Below are 3908 nucleotides of genomic sequence, written 5' to 3'. Positions count from 1 at the left end.
TAAAAAAGTGCCAAAACCGTTTTCTAGTAAGGCTTTCAGTAATTTTCAGCAAGCCCTAGTTAAGAAAAATAATAAAAGATCTGTCACCTACGATATCGAACATAGTCAAAACTTGTTATCACTCTTAGAATCTTCTCAGCCGTGAACAGTAGGTTAACTCAGTTCTGGATAAAACGAAATCCTCAGAGCTTATCGGTTTAAAATCCCGATTTTTTAGCTTCATTTTGTCAACTGGGTTTTGAAGATTGGATTGACAGTTAATCACACTATTAAAAAAGGATTTGGCATCAGTCAACGATTTTTAAAAGCTTCGATCGCCGCCGGCAAAGTATAGCTATCTCACCATTGAGATAACTGCTGTAGCTACAGGTCGATCGCTAACTGTTTACTCTCATCTTAACCAAATTCTTAAATCTTACTGAAATCGTCTAAAACTGACTGAAAGTGTCGGCTAATTTATCAGCAATTCCCTCGATCCAAATTTCATCTTGTTTAGTATAACTGCGCGGCGCATTTGCCGCCAAAATTAACACCCCTTCCTTACCGATGGGTTGACAGATTAAGCCTTGGGTGTTTTCTGGCAAATAGTCAAACTCGATTTTAGCGGGATATAAATTTAAATTAACTAAATAAACGGCTTTACCGGTTTCTAAAACTCTTTTGATAATATTACTAACTTTAACTTCAGAATTCTCCCTTAGGATACCGCGACGTAATAAAACTTCTCCCCGATAATAAACGATCAGAGATTTTGTCACGGTGTTAGTTAAAAGTAAATGGGAAGCCCAAGCAAGCTCAATTTTAACCGGTTCTGGCAAATCTGGGGCAAATTCCAGGCCTTCGCGCCCGATTAATTCCACAGCATCCGGTAAGCGGGGTTGAACTCTTTGCCAGATTAAACCCACCAAAATTAAAACCCCACTCAAAATCACTCCCATCACATCGGAACGCGCTTGCGATGGGGTTAAATCGGCAGTGGCAAAACGATTAAACATTAATACCGTACCCCCGACGATGCCGGCGAACAGGGGTAACAGTCTTAAAATACGATTGGGATCAGCTTGTGCCATAGCTGAGAACTATTCCTCGTCTGGTTCTAGAATACGTTGAAAAAGATAGCCTGTACCTCTAGCGGTGAGAATTAACTCAGGATTGCTGGGATCATCCTCTAATTTGGCTCGTAAACGGGAAATATGCACATCTACCACCCGCGTATCCACATGACGTTCGGGGGTATAACCCCAAACTTCCTGAAGGATTTCCGAGCGCGAAAAAGCTTCTCCCGATCGACTGACCAATAATTCTAGTAAACTAAATTCCATACCGGTCAGACGGATGCGTTCATCCCCCTTATAAACTTGGCGTTTATTGGTATCGATTTTAATTGAACCGATATGAATCACACCAGAACTGGGAATCCCCGGGACGCCATTTTTCTCTACCCGACGCAACACCGAACGAATCCGCGCTTCGAGTTCTTTGGGAGAAAAAGGTTTAACTACATAGTCATCGGCACCCAATTCTAGCCCGGTAATTCGATCGGCCACATCCCCCAAAGCCGTTAACATAATGATAGGAATATCCGATTCTTTGCGGAGTTCCTGACAGACACCGTAACCGTCTAATTTCGGCATCATCACATCCAAAACCACTAAATCGGGTTCGGCGGTGCGGAAGGTTTCTAAAGCTTCCTCGCCGTCGGCGGCGGTGACGACTTCATAACCAATCATCGACAAACGAGTCTCTAAGATACGACGGATGCTGGCTTCATCATCAACAACGAGAATTTTTTCCTTCTGGTTCTCCAACTGAATTAACACTCCTTAGTTAAATAGTGTGATGAATTTTAAAGTTAAATAACGAGCGTTCCTGTTTATAGAATATCCTTTTGCCGTTATCATTAAGCCTAAATTTCCTATTTTATTTCTTTTATGGCAATTATCAATAACTTTAGGGTCTTGCTTCCCCTATATCATACTTAATTAAATTTGACAAGAGAATTGATCCTCAAACCGCTTTTCTTCAACTTTTCTTAAAAAACATGGCGAAATCGCGAACAATATATATCTGTAGTGCTTGTGGGGCGGAATCTCCCCAATGGTTGGGAAAATGCCCCAGTTGTGACACCTACGGGACGCTAGAAGAACAAGTGGTAGCTGGTGGCAATAATCCGGCGGTAAATCGCCCAGGATGGCAAAATAGTCGCCCAAATAACGGCAAAGGGCAACGCAACCCCCAGCCGCGCATCTCGGTTCGCTTCTCGGAAATTACCCAGTATGAACAGGAACGTTTTCCCTCCGGTTACGGGGAATTTGATCGCGTTCTCGGTGGTGGCATCGTCCCCGGTTCTCTTGTACTAATCGGCGGCGATCCGGGTATCGGCAAATCGACGCTTTTACTGCAAGTTACCAACCAACTCGCCCAAAGATTACCGCGCATCCTCTACGTTTCCGCCGAGGAATCGGGACAACAGATTAAACTGCGGGCTGCCCGTTTGGGGGTGGGAGTGGTTGCCGTGGAGTCGGAAAATAACGGCAATGGCAAAGAGAAAAAAGCCTCCGAATCAACCGCAGAACTCGATAATCATCTCTACGTTCTGCCAGAAACAGATTTAGAGGAAATTTTGCGAGAATTAGAATCTCTACGCCCACAGGTGGCGGTAATTGACAGTATTCAAACTCTTTATTTTGGGGCGTTAACTTCCGCACCGGGATCTGTCGCCCAAGTTCGCGAATGTACCTCCGCCTTGATGCAGGTGGCAAAACGGGAGAATATTACTTTATTGATTGTCGGTCATGTTACTAAAGAAGGGGCGATCGCCGGTCCGCGAGTTTTGGAACATTTGGTCGATACGGTGTTATATTTTGAAGGCGATCGCTATGCCTCCCATCGTCTCTTAAGATCCGTGAAAAACCGTTTTGGGGCAACCCATGAGATCGGTATTTTCGAGATGGTGGATCACGGTTTGGTGGAAGTGGAAAACCCCTCAGAATTGTTTTTAGGCAATCGCGACGAATTTTCCCCTGGTACGGCGACGGTGGTAGCCTGTGAAGGTACACGCCCGATTGTGGTGGAGTTACAGGCATTAGTTAGCCCCACCAGCTACGCTTCCCCCCGAAGATCGACTACTGGCATAGAATACAACCGATTACAGCAAATTCTCGCCGTTTTAGAAAAGCGCGTCGGCATTCCTTTATCGAAATTAGATGCCTATGTTGCCTCCGCAGGAGGGTTGGGAGTGGAAGAACCGGCGGCGGATCTGGGAGTTGCGATCGCTGTTGTCGCCAGTTTTCGCGATCGAGTCGTGGATCCGCGCACAGTCTTAATCGGGGAAGTGGGATTAGGCGGACAAGTGCGCTTAGTGTCGCAAATGGAACTAAGATTAAAAGAAGCAGCGAAATTGGGCTTTAAACGGGCGATTGTCCCTAGAGGTCAAGTTTATCCCGAAGATGTGGGCTTAGAAATTGTTCCAGTCGGCAAGGTAATCGAGGCAATTGTCGCCGCAATCCCCCCCCAGCAGCGCTTTGGGGAAGATATAGAAGACGAGGAAGGGGAAGGGCAAGAATAACGGTACAATGCTAAAAAAGATTAAATTACTTGGGAGATTTTCACCATGTCTGTGTTAGCTGTTGCTGCTTTGGCGGGTTATCTGATCGTTTTTACCGGAATTGCCCTCGGTCTCTTTTTCGGTCTGCGCGCCGCTAAAATTATCTAGTATATAAACAGTAAAAAAGCTTTAGTGATCGGTTTAACTGGTCACTATTGCCAATTCTAGGGGAGATAAAAAATGACTGTTATTCTAGACTTAAAAACTCTCTACGAAATTGATGATTCTCTCTGGTTAGAAGAAACTATCGAACTGCTCAAGGCGAAAAATTTTGAAGCGCTAGACTTAGAAAACTTGATCG

Annotated in this window: 5 protein-coding genes; 3 read left to right on the top strand and 2 right to left on the bottom strand. The window is 44.8% G+C overall.

Annotation, left to right across the window (positions count from 1 at the left end):
- Positions 1 to 428: 428 nt before the first annotated feature.
- Both PX636_RS08590 and rpaB read right to left on the bottom strand, forming a co-directional pair.
- A complete protein-coding gene (locus PX636_RS08590) occupies positions 429 to 1070 on the bottom strand; it encodes a cofactor assembly of complex C subunit B (protein ID WP_002796847.1) in 642 nt (213 codons plus the stop codon).
- A gap of 9 nt (positions 1071 to 1079) precedes the next feature.
- Complete coding sequence (gene rpaB / locus PX636_RS08585; RefSeq protein WP_041804658.1) at positions 1080 to 1808, bottom strand: response regulator transcription factor RpaB; 729 nt, start codon at positions 1806 to 1808, stop codon at positions 1080 to 1082.
- Between the two features lie 233 nt (positions 1809 to 2041).
- Between rpaB and radA the strand changes: the two genes are divergently transcribed.
- The 3 genes from radA to PX636_RS08570 form a co-directional block, all read left to right on the top strand.
- Positions 2042 to 3568: a DNA repair protein RadA gene (gene radA, locus PX636_RS08580; protein WP_002796849.1), complete on the top strand. Its 1527-nt coding sequence runs from the start codon at positions 2042 to 2044 to the stop codon at positions 3566 to 3568.
- 45 nt (positions 3569 to 3613) lie between these two features.
- The gene (gene petL, locus PX636_RS08575) at positions 3614 to 3715 is read left to right on the top strand and encodes a cytochrome b6-f complex subunit PetL (RefSeq protein WP_002791324.1); all 102 of its coding nucleotides are present in this window, start codon (positions 3614 to 3616) and stop codon (positions 3713 to 3715) included.
- Between the two features lie 72 nt (positions 3716 to 3787).
- The coding region (locus PX636_RS08570) for a DUF29 family protein (RefSeq protein WP_288116762.1) at positions 3788 to 3908 on the top strand (121 nt) is incomplete at its 3' end.

Origin of the sequence: Microcystis sp. M53598_WE2, assembly GCF_030067735.1 — a bacterium.
GTDB lineage: Bacteria > Cyanobacteriota > Cyanobacteriia > Cyanobacteriales > Microcystaceae > Microcystis > Microcystis aeruginosa.
Note: the sequence above shows the minus strand (reverse complement) of the source record. Positions and strands in the feature narration are given on the sequence as shown.

What these genes read in the sequence shown, in the direction of transcription:
- radA (WP_002796849.1), top strand. Translation starts at nt 2,042, where the DNA reads ATGGCGAAATCGCGAACAATATATATCTGTAGTGCTTGTGGGGCGGAA.
- PX636_RS08590 (WP_002796847.1), bottom strand. Translation starts at nt 1,070, where the DNA reads ATGGCACAAGCTGATCCCAATCGTATTTTAAGACTGTTACCCCTGTTC.
- petL (WP_002791324.1), top strand. Translation starts at nt 3,614, where the DNA reads ATGTCTGTGTTAGCTGTTGCTGCTTTGGCGGGTTATCTGATCGTTTTT.